Origin of the sequence: Pseudarthrobacter albicanus (genome assembly GCF_018224015.1) — a bacterium.
GTDB classification, from domain to species: Bacteria; Actinomycetota; Actinomycetes; order Actinomycetales; family Micrococcaceae; genus Arthrobacter; species Arthrobacter albicanus.
Genome location: NZ_JAGPOT010000137.1, coordinates 1 through 1,133, shown reverse-complemented (window position 1 = coordinate 1,133; position 1,133 = coordinate 1). Strand labels below are relative to the sequence as shown.

Here is a 1,133-nt window from a genome sequence, read left to right as displayed (position 1 = left end):
CCCGAGGAACGGGCCCGCGGGACGGCTTCACCGTGATGGCCGGATGAGACAGGTTTCCGGTGGGCATCAACATATGATGAAGGGGCGGGTGGCGCATGCACGCCCCGGTTCCGGAGAACGCGGGAGCCGGCACGACCCCGTCCCGGCAACCGGCGTTAGGTATTGGTCTTTCAAGTGCAAGTAGTCAGCATCAGCAGCCTCAAAGGCGGTGTCGGCAAGACATCCGTGACCAGCGGGCTGGCGTCGGCGGCACTCGCCGCCGGCATCCCCACCCTCGTCGTCGACCTTGACCCCCACGCGGACGCGAGCACTGCCCTCGGGGTCCGGCCGGATGACCGGCTCGATATCGGCCGGATGCTCAAGGCCCCCCGGCGGGCACGCCTGGCCGACAACGTTGTTCCCAGCGGCTGGGTGGAACGCGCCGGCGGCGTCGGCTCCTCCCCCGCCGGATCTCCGGTAGCCATCCTGGATGTGGCCGTGGGCTCCGCCTACACCGGCATCTACGACCGCCCGGATCTTGGCCGCCGCGACCTGCGCCGGCTCTCCGCAGTCCTGGCGGGCGCGGACAACTATGAACTGGTGCTGGTCGACTGCCCGCCCTCGCTCAACGGACTCACCAGGATGGCATGGTCCGCCAGTGACAAGGTCACCCTGGTGGCCGAACCCGGCCTCTTCTCCGTGGCCGGGACGGAGCGCACCATGCGTGCGATCCAGCTATTCCGCCAGGAATTCGCCCCGAACCTCTCACCGGCGGGCATCGTGGCGAACCGCGTGCGCAGCGGCTCCTCGGAGCACAGCTTCCGCCTGGCCGAGATGCAGTCCATGTTCGGCGAGCTGCTGCTGTCCCCGTTCATTCCGGAGCAGGCCAACTGGCAGCAGATCCAGGGGGCCGCCCACTCGATCCACCATTGGCCCGGGGACTCCGCCAAGAATGCCGCGGGGCTGTTCGACGCCCTGCTGGCGAACCTGATGAAGTCCGGCCCCCGGACCGGCACGGCCCGCGACCGCAGCCGGCGCTAGGACTGCGCTGAACAATTTGGGTGGTTTAAGGCGCGCCTGCTGGACTTCGCGCAGTGGTCCTTAAGACTGGGTGTATGCAAGGAATTGAGGCGGCCCAGCGCGGATATTTGGAT

Annotated in this window: 1 protein-coding gene; it reads left to right on the top strand. The window is 68.0% G+C overall.

The window, feature by feature from the left end; translation table 11 throughout:
• Positions 1–174: 174 nt before the first annotated feature.
• Positions 175–1,020, top strand: coding sequence for a ParA family protein (locus J9611_RS20530; protein ID WP_211882958.1), 846 nt, complete (start codon positions 175–177; stop codon positions 1,018–1,020).
• Positions 1,021–1,133: the final 113 nt, after the last annotated feature.